The organism is Pseudomonas sp. GM17 (genome assembly GCF_000282175.2).
Lineage (GTDB): Bacteria > Pseudomonadota > Gammaproteobacteria > Pseudomonadales > Pseudomonadaceae > Aquipseudomonas > Aquipseudomonas chlororaphis.
Genome location: NZ_CP124732.1, coordinates 4,784,259 through 4,800,930, shown reverse-complemented (window position 1 = coordinate 4,800,930; position 16,672 = coordinate 4,784,259). Strand labels below are relative to the sequence as shown.

Genomic DNA, 16,672 nt, shown 5'->3' with positions numbered 1-16,672 from the left:
CCTACGGAACAGGGTCAGGCGGGGTGGGCGGCGGCCAGCAGTTCCTGGGTGTAGGGATGCTGCGGCGCGTCGAACACTTCGTGGCTGGGGCCGCGTTCGACCACCTTGCCGTCCTTGATCACGATCATGTCGTGGGCCAGGGCGCGCACCACCGCCAGGTCGTGGCTGATAAACAGGTAGGTCAGGCCGTGGCGTTCCTGGAGCTGGCGCAACAGCGCCACCACCTGTTTCTGCACGGTGCGGTCGAGGGCCGAGGTCGGTTCGTCCAGCAAAATCAGCGCCGGCTTGAGCACCAGGGCCCGGGCAATGGCGATGCGCTGGCGTTGGCCACCGGAAAACTCGTGGGGGTAGCGATGGCGGCTGGCCGGGTCCAGGCCGACTTCTTCCAGCACCTGGATCACCTGCTGCTCGCACTGCTGGGCGGTGGACTGGCTGTGCACTTCCAGGCCTTCGCTGATGATCTGCGCCACCGACATCCGCGGGCTGAGGCTGCCGAACGGGTCCTGGAACACCACCTGCATCTGCTTGCGCCACGGCCGCAGCTGCTTCTGGTTGAGGCCGTCGAGGGCCTCGCCCTGGAAGCGGATGCTGCCTTCGGAATCCAGCAGGCGCAGGATCGCCTGGCCGAGGGTCGACTTGCCGGAGCCGGACTCGCCGACGATGCCCAGGGTCTTGCCCCGTTGCAGGCTCAGGCTGATACCGTCCACCGCCCGCAGGTATTGCTTGCGGCGGAACAGCCCGCCGCCGATCTGGAACTGCACATTGAGGTCGTCCACCTGCAGCACCACTTCGCGCTCGTCCCGGGGCAGGGCTTCGCCTTCCGGCTCGGCATTGAGCAGCACGCGGCTGTAGGGGTGCTGGGGCGCGCTGAACAGGGTTTCGCACGGCGCCTGCTCGACAATCTGCCCGGCCTTCATCACACAGACGCGCTGGGCGATGCTGCGCACCAGGTTGAGGTCGTGGCTGATCAGCAGCAGCGACATGCCCAGGCGTTGTTGCAGGGATTTGAGCAGCAGCAGGATCTTGCGCTGCACCGTCACGTCGAGGGCGGTGGTCGGTTCGTCGGCGATCAGCAGTTCCGGCTCGCAGGCCAGGGCCATGGCGATCATCACCCGCTGGCGCTGGCCGCCGGAAAGCTGGTGCGGGTAGGCCTTGAGCCGTTCCTCGGGTTTCTGGATGCCCACCAGGCGCAGCAGCTCGAGGATCCGCGCCTGGGCCGCCTTGCCGCCCAGGCCCTTGTGCAGCAGCAGGGTTTCGCCGATCTGCTTTTCGATGCTGTGCAGCGGGTTCAGCGAAGTCATCGGCTCCTGGAAGATCATGGCGATGCGGTCGCCACGCAGCTTCTGCAAAGTCCGTGCTTCGGCACCGAGCAATTCCTGGCCACGGTAGCGGATGCTGCCGCTGCTCTGGGTGTCGCAGTCGGGCAGCAGTTGCAGGATCGAATGAGCGGTCACCGACTTGCCCGACCCCGACTCGCCGACCAGGGCCAGGCACTCGCCGGGGCGGATATCCAGGCACAGGTCGCGCACCACTTTCTGACCGTTGAAGGCCACATTGAGGTCGCGGATTTCGATCAGGTTGTCAGTCATTTAACAGTCCGCTTGATTCAGGAGCGTGGATCGAAGGCATCGCGCAACGCCTCACCGATAAACACCAGCAGCGAGAGGATCAGCGCCAGGGTGAAAAACGCCGTCAGGCCCAGCCAGGGCGCTTGCAGGTTCTGCTTGCCCTGGCCGATCAGCTCGCCCAGGGAGGCGCTGCCGGCCGGCATGCCGAAGCCGAGGAAGTCCAGGGCGGTGAGGGTGGAAATCGCCCCGGTGAGAATGAACGGCAGGTAGCTCAGGGTGGCGTTCATCGCGTTGGGCAGGATGTGCCGCACGATCACCTTGCGGTCGTTGAGGCCCAGGGCCCGGGCGGCCTTGACGTATTCCAGGTTGCGCCCGCGCAGGAACTCGGCGCGCACCACGTCCACCAGGGCCAGCCAGGAGAACAGCGCCATGATCCCCAGGAGCCACCAGAAGTTCGGCTCGACGAAACCGGAAAGGATGATCAGCAGGTACAGCACCGGCAGCCCCGACCAGACTTCCAGCAGGCGCTGGCCCAGCAGGTCGACCCAGCCGCCGTAATAGCCCTGCAGGGCGCCGGCGGCGATGCCGATCAGCGCACTGATAAAGGTCAGGGCCAGGGCGAACAGGATCGACACCCGGGCGCCGTAGATCACCCGGGCCAGCACGTCACGGGCCTGGTCGTCGGTGCCCAGCCAGTTGACCGCGGTCGGCGGGCTTGGGGCCGGGCGGCTGAGGTCGTAGTTGGGCGTGTCTTCGCTGAACGGGATCGGCGGGAACAGCAGCCAGCCACCGTCCTGGCGGATCAGCTGTTGCACGTAGTCGCTGCGGTAGTCGGCCTGGAACGGCAGTTGCCCGCCGAACTCCTGCTCGGTGTAGCGCTTGAGCACCGGGAAATACAGAGAGCCCTGGTAGCTGACCACCAGCGGTTTGTCGTTGGCGATCAGCTCACCGCCGAGGGTAAGGATGAACAGGCCGATAAACAGCCACAGCGACCACCAGCCACGGCGGTTTTTCTTGAAGCGCTCGAAGCGCCGGCGTGCCAGCGGGGAGAGCTTGAGCATCAGGCGTTCCTCGCGGCGAAGTCGATACGCGGATCGACCAGGGTGTAGCAGAGGTCGCCGATGAGTTTTATCAGCAGGCCGAACAGGGTGAAGATGAACAGCGAGCCGAACACCACCGGATAGTCCCGCGACACCGCGGCCTCGTAGCTCATGCGGCCGAGGCCGTCGAGGGAGAAGATCACCTCGATCAGCAAGGAGCCGGCGAAGAACACGCTGATAAAGGCCTGGGGAATGCCCGAGACCACCAGCAGCATGGCGTTGCGGAACACATGGCCGTAGAGCACCCGGCGCTCGCTCAGGCCCTTGGCCCGGGCGGTGACCACGTACTGGCGGGTGATCTCGTTGAGGAACGAGTTCTTGGTGAGGATGGTCAGGGTGGCGAAACCGCCGATCACCAGGGAGGTCACCGGCAGCACCAGGTGCCAGAAGTAGTCGGCGATCTTGCCCAGGGTGCTCAGTTGCTCGAAGTTCTCCGAGACCAGCCCGCGCACCGGGAACCAGTTCAGCGAGGTGCCGCCGGCAAAGACCACGATCAGGAACATGGCGAACAGGAAGGCCGGCATGGCGTAGCCGATGATGATCGCGGTGCTGCTCCAGATATCGAAATGGCTGCCGTGGTGCACCGCCTTGCGGATCCCCAGGGGGATCGACACCAGATAGGTGATCAGCGTCGCCCAGAGCCCGAGGGAAAGGGTCACCGGCATTTTCTGCAGGATCAGCTCGGTGACCGTGGCGCCGCGGAAGAAGCTCTTGCCGAAGTCCAGCTGCGCGTAGCTCTTGAGCATCAGCCACAGGCGCTCGTGGGCCGGCTTGTCGAATCCGTACTGTTTCTCGATGTCCTTGATCAGCTGCGGGTCGAGGCCGCGGCTGGCCCGTGAGTTGCCGCTGATGCCATCGCTCGAACCGCCGAGGTTGCCGCCACCGCCTATGCCTTGCAGGCGGGCGATGGCCTGTTCCACCGGGCCGCCGGGGGCGGCCTGGACGATGGCGAAGTTGACCAGCAGGATGATCAGCAGGGTCGGGATGATCAGCAGCAGGCGCCGCAGGATATACGCCAGCATCAGTGCGGTCCTCCGGGCTTGCCGCGCTGGACGCGCTCGGCAGCCATTTGCTCGTTGGTCAGGGGCGTGCGGCTCATTTCCCACCAGCTTTCGATGGCTTCGTCATTGCTGGCGGGAATGGCCGGCATACCGAAGCGGTTCCACCACACGGTGGAGGTGCCCGGCGGGTAGTAGTTGGGGATCCAGTAGTAATTCCATTGCAGCACCCGGTCCAGGGCGTGGGCGTAACTCAGCATCTGTGGCTGGCTGGTGGCCTTGACCAGGCCGCTGATCAGGCTGTCCACCGCCGGGTTCTTCAGCACCATCAGGTTGCTGGAGCCAGGGTCGTTGGCCGCCGCCGAGCCGAAGTAGTTGTACAGCTCCAGCCCCGGCGAGGTGGTCACCGGGTAGCCGGTGACGATCATGTCGTAGTCGCGGGCCATCAGCCGGTTGACGTACTGCGAGGCGTCGATGCGGCGGATCTCCAGGGTGATGCCGATCTGCGCCAGGTTGCGCTTGTAGGGCAACAGCAGGCGTTCGATGCCGTTCTGGCTGTTGAGGAAGGTGAAGCGCAGCGGCTCGCCGTCGGCGTTGACCAGCTGGTCGCCGTCGGGTTTCCAACCGGCCGCTTCGAGCAGGGCCAGGGCTTGCAGCTGTTTATCGCGGATCAGGCCGCTGCCGTCGGTTTTCGGCGCTTCGAAGACCTGGGTGAAGACTTCGTCGGGAACCTGGCCGCGCAACGGTTCGAGGATTTTCAGCTCTTCGGCATCCGGCAGCGCCCGCGCCGCCAGGGCGCTGTTGGAGAAGAAGCTCTGCTGGCGGATGTACAGGTCGCGCATCATCTGCCGGTTGCTCCACTCGAAGTCCCAGAGCATGGCCAGGGCCTGGCGCACGCGGCGGTCCTGGAACATCGGCTTTTGCAGGTTGAACACGAAGCCCTGGGCCGGTTGCGGCGCCTGCTTGGCCAGGTGGGCCTTTTGCAGGCGGCCATCGCTCAGGGCCGGGCTGTCGTAACCGATGGAGAAGCCGGTGGCGGAGAACTCGCGGTTGTAATCGTAGGCGCCGCCGCGCAGTACCTGGCGGGCGACGTCGGTGTCGCCGAAATACTCGATGCTGAAGCGGTCGAAGTTGTACAGGCCGCGGCTGACCGGCAGGTCCTTGCCCCACCAGTCGGCATCGCGGGTGAAGGTGATGCTGTTGCCGTTATCGACCTTGCTCACCTTGTACGGGCCGCTGCCCAGGGGCGCTTCGTAACCACCGCCGCCGGCGAAGTCGCGACTCTTCCACCAGTGCTCGGGCAGTACCGGCAGGGTCGCGATATCCAGGGGCAGGGTGCGGTTTTCATTGCTCTTGAAGTCGAAGCGGATCACCCGCGGCGACTCGACTTCGACGTCCTTGACGTCGGCGAACTGGGTGCGATAACGCAGGCTGCCCTGGGTCATCAGCAGGTCGTAGGTGTAGCGCACGTCTTCGGCGGTGATCGGCTGGCCGTCGGCGAAGCGCGCCTTGGGGTTGAGGTAGAAACGCAGCCACAGGCCGTCGTCGGCGCGCTCCATCTTTTGTGCCACCAGGCCGTACACGGTGTAGGGCTCGTCCAGCGAACGCTGGGCCAGGGGGGAATAGATATAGCCGTCGAGTTGCGAGACGCCGATGCCTTTGTCGATGTAGGGCAACACATGGTCGAAGCGGCCGATCTCGATGGCCGAGCGGCGCATGCTCCCGCCCTTGGGCGCCTGTGGGTTGGTGTAGGCGAAGTGGCTGAAGCCGGCGGGGTACTTGGCCGGTTCGCCATAGACGGTCAAGGCGTGTTGCGGTGCGGCGTCGGCACTCGCGGTGCCCAGCAGCAGGGCCAGGGCGGTGAAGAGCAGGGAGGGGAAAAGCAATCGCATTGTCAGCCTTAAGAGCCGGGTGATCGATGATCACGATTTGTACGCTACCGGCGCGCTGCTGACCAGCGCGGGCCGTAGCCCAAACACAACGGCCCACCAAAGGGCGGGCCGTCGTTCACGCAAATCGCGACAGGATCAGTCCTGGCGGCTGGTCACTTCCAGCAGGTGATAACCGAACTGGGTTTTCACCGGGCCTTGCACGACGTTGACCGGGGCGCTGAACACCACGGTGTCGAATTCCTTGACCATCTGGCCCGGGCCGAACGAGCCGAGGTTGCCGCCGTCACGGCTGGATGGGCAAGTGGAGTTCTTCTTGGCGACTTCGGCGAAGTCGGCGCCGGCTTCGATCTCGGCTTTCAGTTCGTTGCACTTGGCTTCGCTGGCAACGAGGATGTGACGGGCAGTGGCTTTGGCCATGGGGAGTTGCTCCTTTCAAGAAAGTGGTGAGCCTACCGGATTGTGTAGCCTATTTCTCGTCAAAGTTCCGTCAAAGCGTTGCAGCAAGGGATGGTCGGTCGATGGCATTTATTCTGTAGGAGCGAGGCTTGCCCGCGATAACGATGACGCGGTGTACCTGACTTGCCGCGTCGCCTGTATCGCGGGCAAGCCTCGCTCCTACGGGGGCGGGATCAGGCGGAAGCCGGAATGGCTTGCCGGCTGTTGCGCAGTTGCCGGGCGGCATTGCGCAGCAGTTGCTCGGTGGCGTCCCAGCCCAGGCAACCGTCCGTCACCGAAACCCCGTAGCGCAGCGTCGGGCTCAGGGGTTGGCAACCCTCGAACAGATGGCTCTCCAACATCACCCCGACCAGGGACGAGTCGCCCTGTAGGCGCTGCTCCAGGACTTCGTCGAACACCGCCGGTTGGCGAAGCGGGTCCTTGCCGCTGTTGGCATGGCTGCAATCGACCATGATCCGCGCCGGGATCTTCAGTTTCTGCAAGTCGTGCTGGACCTGGGCCACGCTCTGGCGATCGTAGTTCGGGCCGCGATGGCCGCCACGCAGCACCAGGTGAGTGTCGGGGTTGCCCGGGGTCTGGATCACCGCCGGATTGCCCTGGCTGTCGACGCCGAAATGGCGGTGCGGGTGCGCCGCCGAGCGCATGGCGTCGCAGGCGATGCCGACGCCGCCGTCGGTGCCGTTCTTGAAGCCCACGGGCATACCCAGGCCGCTGGCCATTTCCCGGTGGATCTGCGATTCGGTGGTGCGCGCGCCAATGGCGACCCAGCTCAGCAGGTCGTCGAAGTAGCCGGCGGCCATGGGTTGCAGCAGCTCGGTGGCGATCGGCAGGCCCAGGCGGAGGATTTCGCGCATCAGCTCGCGGGACAGGGTCAGGCCGCCGGCCATGTCGTCGCTGCCGTCCAGGCGCGGGTCGTAGGCCAGGCCTTTCCAGCCGACGGTGGTGCGCGGTTTTTCGACGTAGGCGCGCATCACCAGCAGCAGGTCGTCGCTGACCTCGGCGGCCAGGCTGGCCAGGTTGCTGGCGTATTCCAGGGCGGACTGGGGATCGTGGATCGAGCAGGGGCCGACGACGACCAGCAAACGGGAGTCTTCACCGTTGAGGATGGCGCGCACTGCCTGGCGATGGGCGGCGACTTGCTGGCCGAGGGCCGGGCTGAGCGGCAGTTGCTGCTTGAGCTCCAGCGAGCTGGGCAGGCGCTGGCTCAGGGTTTCGTTGGCGCAGTTGCGGGTGGACAGCGGCAGAGCGGATACGGACGAGTTCATGTTCAAGGCTTCCTGGGCAGGCGGCGGGTAGTGTCCCGCGCGCGGCCCTACTGGGGTGTTCGACAATTGGCCGGATTGGCTGTGCAGGTGTGTTTGCCACCAGTAGGTGACCGATCGGAGGCGGCAGGCTGTCCCGAACGGAGGCTGCTAAATCGCCAGGTGGTGCAAGTGTCGTAACGGTAATAGGCGGCGTAGTTCATGGTTTCAATCCTCGGTAAGTTCGGTGTGTTGCTGAAAGTCGTGGTTAAAAATCGTTGGCCCAGAAAAACAAAACCCCCGGTCGGGAGGCCGACCGGGGGTGAGATTTTCTCTGGTAGGCGACCCGTTCAAGTGGGCGCCGTTTGGGTATCAGGCGCGCCAGTGGCTAAACCAATACCCAAAATAAAAGCTCGCCGGAGCACAGGCGTTTTTCACCCAGGCAGCCGCACCGACGCGCGAGGCGCTGGCAGTGTGACGATGCATGGAAAGGGTGAGGGACGACATGCTGTTTCTCCGTGAAGTGGGCCGAGCTTACTAGAGGCCGGGGTGGCGGTTCAATCAGAAATTCCTATTACCTGGCCAGTAAGTGCCTATGAGTGAAGCGTTTTGAAGTTTTATGACACACTCGCCACGCCCTCATTTGTGCTCATTCAGGACGAATCATGACCTCCCTGACCCTTGCCGCCGCCCAATCGATTTCCGTTGCCGGAGACCTGCCGGGCAATATCGCCCGGCACCAGGCCTTTATCCGCGCCGCGGCGGAGCAGGGTGTGCAATTGCTGGTGTTTCCCGAGCTGTCCCTGACCGGCTATGAGCCGGCGCTGGCGGCCGAGCTGGCGGTCTTGCCCCAGAGCCTGTTGTTGCAACCGTTGCGCGACCTGGCCCGGGAGCTGGGGTGACGGCGGCGGTGGGCATGCCCATTCGCCTGTCGGCCGAGGGTCCGTTGTTGATCGGCGCCCTGGTGCTGGCGGCCGATGGTTCGTTGGCGGTCTATAGCAAGCAGCATTTGCATGCCGGCGAGGAGTTGGTGTTCAGCCCAGGCACGGGTGGCGCGAACCTGAGGTTCGCCGAGGACCGGGTGGCCCTGGCGGTGTGCGCCGATTTCTCCCAGGCCAGCCACGCGCATGCGGCGGCGCAGTCCGGTGCCGGCATCTATGCCGCCGGCGTGCTGATCAGCGAAAACGGCTACGCCGCGGACAGTGCCTTGTTGCAGGGGTACGCGGTGGAGCACGCAATGCTGGTGCTGATGGCCAACCACGGCGGACCGACCGGGGGCTGGGTGTCGGCGGGCCGCAGCGCGATCTGGGGGCCGGATGGCGCTCTGATCGTGGCCGCCGCAGGCTGTGGCGACGAGTTGCTGATCGCCCGGCGCGACGCCGGTCACTGGAGTGGTCAACAAGTGACGGTCGAAGCGCCTTGAACGGTTTCCAACTGCGTCCGGCCAGCACCCCGGAGGATCTGCTGTTCGCCCGCGACCTGACCCGCAGCACCATGCTGGGCTATTACATCCGTCACGACCTGTTGTGGTTGGACGAAGCTTTCGATGTGGCCTGGGCCGGGCGGGAGAACCTGCTGATCTGCCAGGGCGCCGAGGTGCTGGGGTTCGTCAGCCTGAGTCGCGATTCCAGGGCCTTGTATATTCGCGAGTTGCATGTGCTCGAAGCGTTTCGCGGGCAAGGTGCCGGAGCCTGGACCATCGAGCAGGTGCGGGCGATGGCGCGCGGCGAACGGCGCGCGCTGCTGCGGCTGACGGTGTTCAAGGACAACCCGGCGCAGGCGCTCTATGGGCGCATGGGGCTGAAGGTGGTTGGGGAAGACGAGTGCTTTCTGCGGATGGAGCGAAGCAGCGCCGCGGATGCGTAGCCGCTGGTTTTTGTGCGGGGCGGCGGTCGTCCCGAGCAGTGTGGCGACAGTCGAGGATCAGGCGGGCGCCTGATCGGGGTCCTCCGGCTCGGCCAGGATGATGCCGTCTTTCATACCCAGCAATACGGCCACCTTGTGCGCCTCTCCGCGTCGTCCTTTCTTGCGGCCGGCCAATACCTGGTAGGTGGTGGCTGGGTCGACCCCGTGTTCACGGGCGAACTGTTGAACCGATTTACCTTGATGTTCAAGCCAGGCCTTGGCTTGTGCGGCAGTGCGGATACCGGGCATAGTTCAAAACCGTTCAAATTTGTTCAATGCTTGAAGGGTGTAACACCCCTAGGGGTGCATAAAAAAGGATCATACATCCAAATGAGTGGAATCGGTTCGCGGTTAAGACAGGAAAGGGAACGCCTGGGGTTGTCGCAGAAAAAATTTGGTGAAGTTGGCGGCGTGGAAGCCAATGCCCAAGGCAGATATGAAAGTGGAGACCGTGTGCCCAAGGCGGATTACTTGTCCCGGGTGGCGGCAAAAGGGGTCGATGTCCTTTATATAGTGACCGGCAGGCGGACCCCGACCAGGGCCGATAACCTCAGCCAGAGCGAAGAGAAAATCCTCGTCAGTTATCGGGCCTTGTACAAGGAAGATCAGGACGCGATCCGGCACCTGACCCATACCCTTGCCGAGCTTTCGGTTTCCAGCCTCATGAAAAGAAAGGCGGACGCCCGAGAGCCTTAGGGCAGGGCGTTCGCAGCGCATCAACCATCCACCGGATACCCCTGGTGAACAAGTGCTTTTTATATGGTGTTTGTCATTAGGTCAGCACGCTGCTTTTTTGCTAAGGTGTCCGGCAACCTATAAGACCAAATCGCGAGGTGTCTGCTTGATTAGGGTGCTAGTAGTCGATGACCATGATCTCGTTCGTACAGGTATTACACGAATGCTGGCTGACATCGATGGCCTGCAAGTGGTCGGTCAGGCCGAATCAGGGGAGGAATCCCTGCTCAAGGCCCGGGAGTTGAAACCCGATGTGGTCCTCATGGACGTCAAGATGCCCGGGATTGGCGGTCTTGAAGCCACGCGCAAGTTATTGCGCAGTCACCCGGATATCAAAGTCGTGGCCGTCACCGTGTGTGAAGAAGATCCGTTCCCGACCCGCTTGCTGCAAGCCGGTGCGGCGGGTTACCTGACCAAGGGCGCGGGTCTCAACGAAATGGTGCAGGCCATCCGCCTGGTGTTTGCCGGCCAGCGTTACATCAGCCCGCAAATTGCCCAGCAATTGGTGTTCAAGTCATTCCAGCCGTCCAGTGATTCACCGTTCGACGCCTTGTCGGAGCGCGAGATCCAGATTGCGCTGATGATTGTCGGCTGCCAGAAAGTGCAGATCATCTCTGACAAGCTGTGCCTGTCTCCGAAAACCGTGAATACCTACCGTTACCGTATCTTCGAGAAGCTCTCGATCAGCAGTGATGTCGAACTGACGTTGCTGGCGGTTCGCCACGGCATGGTCGATGCCAGCGCCTGACAATGACCGACCCGTTTGATCCCAGTGCTTTTCTTTCTACCTGCAGTGGCCGTCCTGGCGTGTATCGCATGTTCGACAGCGATGCACGTCTGCTTTACGTCGGTAAAGCCAAGAACCTGAAGAGCCGCCTGGCCAGCTACTTTCGCAAGACCGGCCTGGCGCCGAAGACCGCTGCCCTGGTGGGGCGCATCGCGCAGATCGAAACCACCATCACCGCCAACGAAACCGAGGCCCTGCTGCTGGAGCAGACGCTGATCAAGGAATGGCGGCCGCCGTACAACATCCTGTTGCGCGACGATAAGTCCTATCCCTATGTGTTTCTGTCGGACGGCGAGTTTCCGCGTTTCAGCATCCATCGCGGGGCGAAGAAGCAGAAGGGCAAGTACTTCGGCCCGTACCCCAGCGCCGGGGCGATTCGCGAGAGCCTGAGCCTGCTGCAAAAGACCTTCATGGTCCGCCAGTGCGAGGACAGCTACTACAAGAACCGCACCCGGCCGTGCCTGCAATATCAGATCAAGCGCTGCAAGGCGCCGTGCGTCGGCCTGGTGGAGGCCGAGGTGTACGCCGAGGATGTGCGCCACTCGGTGATGTTCCTCGAAGGCCGCAGCAATGCCCTGACCGATGAACTGTCGGCGGGCATGGAGCAGGCGGCCAGCACCCTGGACTTCGAGAAGGCCGCCGAGCTACGCGACCAGATTTCCCTGCTGCGGCGGGTGCAGGACCAGCAGAGCATGGAAGGCGGCAGTGGCGACGTCGACGTGGTGGCGGCTTTCGTCAACCCGGGCGGCGCCTGCGTGCACCTGATCAGCGTGCGTGGCGGCCGGGTACTGGGCAGCAAGAACTTCTTTCCCCAGGTGGGTATCGAGGAAGAGGTGGCCGAGGTCATGTCGGCCTTCCTTGGCCAGTACTTTCTCAGCAGCCCGGAGCGCGACCTGCCCAGCGAGCTGATCGTCAACGTGGTCCATGAAGATTTCCCGACCCTGATCACCGCGATCCAGGCCTTGCGCGGCCGTGAGCTGAGCATCAGCCACCGGGTGCGCGGCACGCGGGCGCGCTGGCAGCAACTGGCGGTGACCAACGCCGAGCAGGCCCTGAGCGCGCGGCTGGCCAATCGGCAGCATGTGGCCGCACGTTTCGAAGCCCTGGCTGAAGTGCTGAACCTGGACGAGCCGCCGCAACGCCTGGAGTGTTACGACATCAGTCACTCCAGCGGCGAGGCGACCGTGGCGTCCTGCGTGGTATTTGGCCCGGAAGGGCCGCTGAAGTCCGATTACCGGCGCTACAACATCGAAGGCGTCACCGCCGGCGACGACTATGCGGCGATGCACCAGGCCCTGACCCGGCGCTTCAGCAAGCTCAAGGACGGCGAGGGCAAGCTGCCGGACATCCTGTTGGTGGACGGCGGCAAGGGCCAGCTGTCCATGGCCCGCGACGTGCTCAACGAGCTGGCGGTGCCCGACCTGATCCTCTTGGGGGTGGCCAAGGGCGCGACGCGCAAGGCCGGTTTCGAAACCCTCTACCTCAACGATGCGGCCCATGAGTTCACCCTCAAGGGCGACTCACCGGCGCTGCACCTGATCCAGCAGATCCGCGACGAGGCTCACCGTTTCGCCATCACTGGCCACCGCGCGCGTCGCGGCAAGACCCGCCGCACTTCGACCCTCGAAGGCGTGGCCGGCGTCGGCCCCAAGCGCCGCCGCGACCTGCTGAAACACTTTGGTGGATTGCAGGAGCTGTCTCGCGCAAGCATCGAGGAGATCGCCAAGGCGCCGGGGATCAGTAAAAAGCTCGCCGAACTGATTTATGCGAACTTGCATAGCGAGTAGGGGAGAGTTCAGGGGCGGAAAGGGTCAGGCTCGCCCTCGCATTTCTTCAAGCGAGCAATAATGTCAGGAGCAGTTTTAGTGGTGTCGATCCTGCCTGCTGCATCAAGGTAGATGTCTATCGTTGCCCAGCGCTTCGGTGTGATATCGATGCATTGTTGAAGCCCTTTATCCGTCCACCAAAAGAACATCATAAAGAAGTCCTCGTCAGGAAATATGTAGCTGGACTCAATGGCAGTGCCCCCATGCTTAATGTCGCCTCTATGGATTCTGTCCTGAGTGTTCCAGACATATCGGAACTCTTCCTTGCTATCCGGGGAAAAGTCGACCGATACAACCGGGGAGGCAAAATGCCAAAGTGCTATAGGGAGGATGACAAGAATCAGAAATAGCCAGCGGCCATATCGGACCTTATGTTTCTTTGCAGACATGTACCCGGGCCCCCTTTCTCCATTCTTGAAGCGGTACTGCAAGAACCTCGTCCATGATCATCTTTGCCGTGACGCCTCCGTGGGGGTGTTGTCGATAGAGTTTAATGCCAATACTAATGGATGTTCGGTCAGGCGCATCATCCCATGCCCGCATACCTTCGATATCTGCTGAGCGATGTGGGCCAGGTAGTTCCCATTCTGCTTTAGGTTTTTTATACATCTCTTCAACCTTCCGAGCGGCGTCTGATCCTATTTGTTCTATACCTGCACCGTCCAAGAGGACGCTTTCAGAAAGGCCTCCAGCCATCCCCACATAGCCATAGTGGATGTTCGACCAGATGTCGTAGAAGTAATCGTAGTTACCCTGTTTGTGCCAAATTCCCCCGATGGTCTTGCGAATAATAGGCTTGTGGTCCCACGGTCGATTTTGACCTACTCGTTCTGTCCAGATAGCTAAGGCTTTCGCTCTCTTCCCCAGCGCTAAGCTGTAGAAGTCAGGGCTTTGACCAAGACGAAGATAGAAAGGAAGCTCCTTATACTTCTTTGTCTCAGCAGTTGGGCTAAAGCTGTTGAGGTCCTTCATTTGCCGCACAGACGCGCTATTGATATTGGCGTTCATTTCACCCGCGATGTAGCTCGCCAGTTCCTCCATGCGGTCGGGATCGGTGCAAACCTTCTCCTCTGGCTGCTCTTCAGGCGCCTTAGAGACCGCATTGGGATCAACCAAGGCATTTGCAGCGCCGGCCTTCTCGGTCAGTCTTGGATCGGCCAGCAAGGTCGCCATCTTTTCATCGTCTACCGAGCCGTCCGGGCGAAACACGCCGAGGGCCGCGAAGTTAATGATCACCGCGTCAGGAGTGGGCCCAAGGACAAAGCCACCGAAGGTGTCACCCGACCCCGTGATGATCGTCCCGCCGTGACTGGTCGGGCTCCCTAAATGGGCCATGGGGCGACCATTCAGGAGGATCGAGGGAAACCCCGTGGTGATGACCGCGCCACAGCCGCAAGTGTCACCGACACGGGCTGCGCCCATGGAGTTGATATGGATATCGGAGGAAGCAGAAGCAATCGATGTGATGCCGTGACCGGGAAGCGGGCAGACGTGTTTATCGCCCAGGCGAGCAGAAGAGAGCATTTTATCGTCCTTGCGTTGACTGATCAGCGAAGTTCTTTGTAGAGCTTTGCGAACCTAGCAAGTGGCGATGGGCAGGGCTTTAGGACGATTCTGAACTTGGATGGAGCCTGCCGCGAGCTTGAGCACCTGACATGCGGAGTACCCGTGCCTGATTCTTGTCGCGCTCGTTCAGGTCTCCTGAAGTTGCTCTTTCGAGGCGCTCAAAGTCTTGGAACAGTGTTAGACACGCTGTGCGAGAAGCCCGTAGAATGGCCGTGCCTACCTCATCTGCTGTCTTTTTCGAGTAGATTGCCAACTCACCTCGTAGCCAGTTGTGCCGATGAATATCCCTAATCTGATCACCGTTCTACGCGTTCTGCTCATCCCGATCTTCATTTTGCTGTTTTACCTGCCTTACTCCTGGAGCTACATGGCCGCCAGTTCCGTCTTCGCGTTCGCCGCGGCCACCGACTGGCTCGATGGTTACCTGGCGCGACGCCTGGAGCAAAGCACGCCGTTCGGGGCCTTCCTCGATCCGGTGGCCGACAAGTTGATGGTGGCGGTGGCCCTGGTGCTGCTGGTGCAAGAGCATGGCAACCTGTGGCTGACCCTGCCGGCGGCGGTGATCATCGGGCGTGAAATCGTCGTTTCCGCCCTCCGCGAGTGGATGGCCGAACTGGGTGCCCGCGCGCAAGTAGCGGTATCCAACATGGGCAAATGGAAAACCGCCGCGCAGATGCTGGCGCTGGTGATCCTGCTGGCCAACCCGCCGGCCTTCACCTTCTGGGTGCTGCTGGGTTATGCCTTGCTGTTGATCGCGGGAGGCCTGACCCTGTGGTCCATGCTGCAGTACCTGCGCGCGGCCTGGCCGCATCTGAAGACCGATGTGGAAAAGAAATAAAACTTTTTTGAATCAAGGGGTTGACGCAGTTTCGAATTTCTATAGAATGCACACCACCAAGACGCGGGAATAGCTCAGTTGGTAGAGCACGACCTTGCCAAGGTCGGGGTCGCGAGTTCGAGTCTCGTTTCCCGCTCCAATTATTGTTCTACAGGCTTCTATTGAAGTCTGCAGAAACTGAAAAAAGAGGCTTCGGCCTCTTTTTTCGTTCCAGTAAGTTCTACTCGAAAACACTACCATCCACGTTTTTTTAGTACATCGTTTAGTACATTAATCCGGAGCTTGGTAGATCATTTTTTCGTGGGACTCGCCTTTCTGGAAACTGTACAAATCTCCTCTATTCAAACGAGATGGGGATTGTACGATGGCTCTCACCAATACGGCAGTCCGGCACGCTAAACCCTGTGCCAAGGACTACACCCTCCCTGACTACAACGGCCTGGCCCTTTTCGTGAATACGAAAGGCGCCAAGTGCTGGCACTTCCGTTTTTCCTGGGCGGATAAGCAACCCCGTATTTCTCTCGGTATCTATCCTGAAATTAACTTAGGAGATGCTCGTGCTCTGCGTGATGTTGCGAGGGCACTGGTCGCCAGGGGCATCGATCCGCGTGTCCATCGGCAGCTGGAGCGTAATGCTAGGCGCCTGGCCGCGGAAAATGCCTAAGAAGCGGTTGTTCAGCATTGAAAGTGGTACGCAAAGTTGAGCATCGTGTTTCTGGTCGTGGGTCTCGATAGTCCGGTCGGACCCAGAGCCTCGCGCTTCAATTAGCCGCCGAGTCGGCTGGCAGCGAGGGCGCTCAGGTTGAGATAGAGAGGGCGCGCCTTACCTTCGCTGTGCATGAGTGTTAAGCCTTTGGGCCAGGTCGGTGATCAGTCATTAGGCAAGTGCAACTGCACGTCCATGGCGTCATGAAGGAGTCTGACGACCTCGATCACGTCGTCGTTTGCCACACGATAGAACACGATATGGCGCGGGCTTTTGACTGTCCCATGGAGGTGTTTGGCCTGCTGGCGTGAGTAGATGAGGTGATAGCTGCGAAGGCCCGGCGCAAGCTCATCGCGGTCGTGGCTGCCAATGCAATAGGGCATGCCGGCGATCGCTTGCAGCGCGGTGAGGATCAGCGCCTGGTAGCGCTGGCGTGCTTGATCGCCGAACTGCGTCTGGGAGAGTGTGAGGATGTCGACAATGTCGGCGCGCGCCGCGTTGGAGATCCGATACTGCGGCATGCTCAGTGTTTCTCGCGCGCGGGGAGGGTGGCCTCCAGGCTCAAGCCCTCGAGGTAGTGCTCCAGATCCCCTTCGTTCAACTGAGTAAAGCGCCCGTGCTCAAGATCCATGATGCCGATTGAGGTCGCCTGACGCAGGGCCTCAATTTTGGCCGCCTCTTCGGCGACGCGCTGTTCCAATAGGCGCAAACCTTCTCGCATCACTTCGCTGGCATTCTGATAACGGCCGGACTGCACCAGGTCCTGGATAACCTGTTCCTGGTGAGGGGTGAGCACAACGTTTCGCGTCGCCATAATTAGCTCCAGCTCTGGGCAAACAGGTTCTTTCAATCGTTGGCATATTATGCCATTTCCCCTCAGGAGCATAGCTTAGGGTGGTCATCCCGTAAGCTGGATTGTATGAGTTAACACGCCGCCTCAGCTACTAATCGGAATGCTGGCGCCATCTTGATGCTCGCCTCAGGGCGTTCAAGTGCATAAATAAGGTTTGTCTGAGCGATGTTCACGTGTTCAGTAGCAAGGGCTTGGGCGCGG

17 protein-coding genes, 1 tRNA gene and 1 pseudogene are annotated in these 16,672 nt (G+C 61.7%); 8 read left to right on the top strand and 11 right to left on the bottom strand.

Features of this window, described 5'->3' with window-relative positions; all coding sequences use genetic code 11:
* Nucleotides 1–14: 14 nt before the first annotated feature.
* From PMI20_RS21410 to PMI20_RS21385, 6 genes are all read right to left on the bottom strand, one after another.
* Entirely contained in the window at nt 15–1,589 is a 1,575-nt protein-coding gene (locus tag PMI20_RS21410) for an ABC transporter ATP-binding protein (protein WP_007924455.1), read from the bottom strand.
* A gap of 17 nt (nt 1,590–1,606) precedes the next feature.
* The gene (locus PMI20_RS21405; protein WP_007924453.1) at nt 1,607–2,629 is read right to left on the bottom strand and encodes an ABC transporter permease; all 1,023 of its coding nucleotides are present in this window, start codon (nt 2,627–2,629) and stop codon (nt 1,607–1,609) included.
* Nucleotides 2,629–3,690, bottom strand: a complete 1,062-nt coding sequence (locus tag PMI20_RS21400) for a microcin C ABC transporter permease YejB (protein WP_007924452.1) — start codon at nt 3,688–3,690, stop codon at nt 2,629–2,631. Before PMI20_RS21400 ends, PMI20_RS21405 begins: the two co-directional genes overlap by 1 nt.
* Nucleotides 3,690–5,558: an extracellular solute-binding protein gene (locus tag PMI20_RS21395; protein ID WP_007924451.1), complete on the bottom strand. Its 1,869-nt coding sequence runs from the start codon at nt 5,556–5,558 to the stop codon at nt 3,690–3,692. The genes PMI20_RS21400 and PMI20_RS21395 overlap by 1 nt, the downstream gene beginning before the upstream one ends.
* A 135-nt stretch (nt 5,559–5,693) precedes the next feature.
* Complete coding sequence (locus PMI20_RS21390) at nt 5,694–5,975, bottom strand: peptidylprolyl isomerase (RefSeq protein WP_007924449.1); 282 nt, start codon at nt 5,973–5,975, stop codon at nt 5,694–5,696.
* A 212-nt stretch (nt 5,976–6,187) separates the two neighbouring features.
* Nucleotides 6,188–7,279 (bottom strand): 3-deoxy-7-phosphoheptulonate synthase, encoded by a 1,092-nt coding sequence (locus tag PMI20_RS21385; RefSeq protein ID WP_007924442.1) that lies wholly within the window; start codon nt 7,277–7,279, stop codon nt 6,188–6,190.
* Nucleotides 7,280–7,920: 641 nt separating this feature from the next.
* Here PMI20_RS21385 and PMI20_RS21380 point away from each other — a divergent pair.
* Together PMI20_RS21380 and PMI20_RS21375 are read left to right on the top strand one after the other, a co-directional pair.
* Nucleotides 7,921–8,678 (top strand): annotated as a pseudogene (locus tag PMI20_RS21380) (carbon-nitrogen hydrolase family protein).
* On the top strand, nt 8,675–9,121 hold the full coding sequence (locus PMI20_RS21375; protein WP_007924439.1) for a GNAT family N-acetyltransferase: 447 nt from the start codon (nt 8,675–8,677) through the stop codon (nt 9,119–9,121). The pseudogene PMI20_RS21380 and the gene PMI20_RS21375 overlap by 4 nt, the downstream one beginning before the upstream one ends.
* A 57-nt stretch (nt 9,122–9,178) precedes the next feature.
* On the opposite strand, the gene PMI20_RS21370 is transcribed toward PMI20_RS21375, so the two are convergent.
* Nucleotides 9,179–9,409 carry a DNA-binding protein gene (locus PMI20_RS21370; RefSeq protein ID WP_007924438.1) on the bottom strand — a complete coding sequence of 77 codons (231 nt, stop codon included), beginning with the start codon at nt 9,407–9,409 and terminating at the stop codon, nt 9,179–9,181.
* Nucleotides 9,410–9,490: 81 nt separating this feature from the next.
* Here PMI20_RS21370 and PMI20_RS21365 point away from each other — a divergent pair, with 81 nt between their 5' ends.
* The 3 genes from PMI20_RS21365 (at nt 9,491) to uvrC (ending at nt 12,469) form a co-directional block, all read left to right on the top strand.
* Nucleotides 9,491–9,856 carry a helix-turn-helix domain-containing protein gene (locus PMI20_RS21365; RefSeq protein ID WP_007924437.1) on the top strand — a complete coding sequence of 122 codons (366 nt, stop codon included), beginning with the start codon at nt 9,491–9,493 and terminating at the stop codon, nt 9,854–9,856.
* A 145-nt stretch (nt 9,857–10,001) separates the two neighbouring features.
* A complete protein-coding gene (gene gacA, locus PMI20_RS21360; protein WP_020295157.1) occupies nt 10,002–10,643 on the top strand; it encodes a response regulator transcription factor GacA in 642 nt (213 codons plus the stop codon).
* A 2-nt stretch (nt 10,644–10,645) separates the two neighbouring features.
* Complete coding sequence (uvrC, locus tag PMI20_RS21355) at nt 10,646–12,469, top strand: excinuclease ABC subunit UvrC (RefSeq protein ID WP_007924433.1); 1,824 nt, start codon at nt 10,646–10,648, stop codon at nt 12,467–12,469.
* A gap of 8 nt (nt 12,470–12,477) precedes the next feature.
* On the opposite strand, the gene PMI20_RS21350 is transcribed toward uvrC, so the two are convergent.
* Together PMI20_RS21350 and PMI20_RS21345 are read right to left on the bottom strand one after the other, a co-directional pair.
* Nucleotides 12,478–12,897 carry a hypothetical protein gene (locus tag PMI20_RS21350; protein WP_037034347.1) on the bottom strand — a complete coding sequence of 140 codons (420 nt, stop codon included), beginning with the start codon at nt 12,895–12,897 and terminating at the stop codon, nt 12,478–12,480.
* On the bottom strand, nt 12,878–14,032 hold the full coding sequence (locus PMI20_RS21345; RefSeq protein WP_007924432.1) for a polymorphic toxin type 44 domain-containing protein: 1,155 nt from the start codon (nt 14,030–14,032) through the stop codon (nt 12,878–12,880). The genes PMI20_RS21350 and PMI20_RS21345 overlap by 20 nt, the downstream gene beginning before the upstream one ends.
* A 319-nt stretch (nt 14,033–14,351) precedes the next feature.
* Between PMI20_RS21345 and pgsA the strand changes: the two genes are divergently transcribed.
* From pgsA to PMI20_RS21330, 3 genes are all read left to right on the top strand, one after another.
* Complete coding sequence (pgsA, locus tag PMI20_RS21340) at nt 14,352–14,912, top strand: CDP-diacylglycerol--glycerol-3-phosphate 3-phosphatidyltransferase (RefSeq protein WP_007924430.1); 561 nt, start codon at nt 14,352–14,354, stop codon at nt 14,910–14,912.
* A 63-nt stretch (nt 14,913–14,975) separates the two neighbouring features.
* Nucleotides 14,976–15,051, top strand: a tRNA-Gly gene (locus PMI20_RS21335).
* A gap of 225 nt (nt 15,052–15,276) precedes the next feature.
* Nucleotides 15,277–15,576: an Arm DNA-binding domain-containing protein gene (locus PMI20_RS21330; protein WP_007924429.1), complete on the top strand. Its 300-nt coding sequence runs from the start codon at nt 15,277–15,279 to the stop codon at nt 15,574–15,576.
* Between the two features lie 206 nt (nt 15,577–15,782).
* Here PMI20_RS21330 and PMI20_RS21325 read toward each other — a convergent pair whose 3' ends face one another.
* Both PMI20_RS21325 and PMI20_RS21320 read right to left on the bottom strand, forming a co-directional pair.
* A complete protein-coding gene (locus PMI20_RS21325) occupies nt 15,783–16,139 on the bottom strand; it encodes a type II toxin-antitoxin system RelE/ParE family toxin (RefSeq protein WP_007924428.1) in 357 nt (118 codons plus the stop codon).
* A 2-nt stretch (nt 16,140–16,141) separates the two neighbouring features.
* Nucleotides 16,142–16,432, bottom strand: coding sequence for a type II toxin-antitoxin system ParD family antitoxin (locus PMI20_RS21320; RefSeq protein WP_007924427.1), 291 nt, complete (start codon nt 16,430–16,432; stop codon nt 16,142–16,144).
* Nucleotides 16,433–16,672: the final 240 nt, after the last annotated feature.

Coding starts and splice junctions, on each gene's coding strand:
- PMI20_RS21410 (WP_007924455.1), bottom strand. CDS start 1,589: ATGACTGACAACCTGATCGAAATCCGCGACCTCAATGTGGCCTTCAAC.
- PMI20_RS21405 (WP_007924453.1), bottom strand. CDS start 2,629: ATGCTCAAGCTCTCCCCGCTGGCACGCCGGCGCTTCGAGCGCTTCAAG.
- PMI20_RS21400 (WP_007924452.1), bottom strand. CDS start 3,690: ATGCTGGCGTATATCCTGCGGCGCCTGCTGCTGATCATCCCGACCCTG.
- PMI20_RS21395 (WP_007924451.1), bottom strand. CDS start 5,558: ATGCGATTGCTTTTCCCCTCCCTGCTCTTCACCGCCCTGGCCCTGCTG.
- PMI20_RS21390 (WP_007924449.1), bottom strand. CDS start 5,975: ATGGCCAAAGCCACTGCCCGTCACATCCTCGTTGCCAGCGAAGCCAAG.
- PMI20_RS21385 (WP_007924442.1), bottom strand. CDS start 7,279: ATGAACTCGTCCGTATCCGCTCTGCCGCTGTCCACCCGCAACTGCGCC.
- PMI20_RS21370 (WP_007924438.1), bottom strand. CDS start 9,409: ATGCCCGGTATCCGCACTGCCGCACAAGCCAAGGCCTGGCTTGAACAT.
- PMI20_RS21365 (WP_007924437.1), top strand. CDS start 9,491: ATGAGTGGAATCGGTTCGCGGTTAAGACAGGAAAGGGAACGCCTGGGG.
- uvrC (WP_007924433.1), top strand. CDS start 10,646: ATGACCGACCCGTTTGATCCCAGTGCTTTTCTTTCTACCTGCAGTGGC.
- PMI20_RS21350 (WP_037034347.1), bottom strand. CDS start 12,897: ATGTCTGCAAAGAAACATAAGGTCCGATATGGCCGCTGGCTATTTCTG.
- PMI20_RS21345 (WP_007924432.1), bottom strand. CDS start 14,032: ATGCTCTCTTCTGCTCGCCTGGGCGATAAACACGTCTGCCCGCTTCCC.
- pgsA (WP_007924430.1), top strand. CDS start 14,352: ATGAATATCCCTAATCTGATCACCGTTCTACGCGTTCTGCTCATCCCG.
- PMI20_RS21330 (WP_007924429.1), top strand. CDS start 15,277: ATGGCTCTCACCAATACGGCAGTCCGGCACGCTAAACCCTGTGCCAAG.
- PMI20_RS21325 (WP_007924428.1), bottom strand. CDS start 16,139: ATGCCGCAGTATCGGATCTCCAACGCGGCGCGCGCCGACATTGTCGAC.
- PMI20_RS21320 (WP_007924427.1), bottom strand. CDS start 16,432: ATGGCGACGCGAAACGTTGTGCTCACCCCTCACCAGGAACAGGTTATC.